General features: G+C 62.6%; 1 protein-coding gene. It reads left to right on the forward strand.

Annotation, left to right across the window (positions count from 1 at the left end):
• A partial coding sequence (locus AACY49_RS30575; protein ID WP_339528016.1) for an immunoglobulin-like domain-containing protein occupies window positions 1–489 on the forward strand: 489 nt, incomplete at both ends.

Below are 489 nucleotides of genomic sequence, written 5' to 3' on the forward strand. Positions count from 1 at the left end.
TCGTTGCGCCAAACGACGCTTTGTCGGGCGGCGGTTCGCTGAGCGTAAAAATCGACGATGCCAAGGGCGGCAACTACGAGAAGCTGGAAGTCGACGGCAAGTCAGCCGACACCTCGATCACCGACACCGTCGACACCACCCATCTCAGCCTGAGCGCCACCAACTCGGTGGCCGAAGGTGGCCAGATCACCTACACCGCCACCCTGACCAACGCCGCCGGCACCCCGGTGACCGTGACGTTGAGCAACGGCTCCGTGATCACCATCGATGCCGGTAAAACCACCGGCACCGTGACCGTCCCGGCACCATCCGATGATGTTTACAAAGACGCTGGCACCGTTCAGGCGACCATCTCCACCGCCACCGGTGGCAACTTCGAGAACCTGGTTCCTAGCACTGCCCCGGCAGTCACCAGCGTCACCGACACTATCGACACTTCGACCGTGAACCTGACCGCGACTTCGAGTGTGGCTGAAGGCGGCACGGTGG

It is taken from the genome of Pseudomonas sp. EL_65y_Pfl2_R96 (assembly GCF_963970905.1).
Classification (GTDB): domain Bacteria; phylum Pseudomonadota; class Gammaproteobacteria; order Pseudomonadales; family Pseudomonadaceae; genus Aquipseudomonas.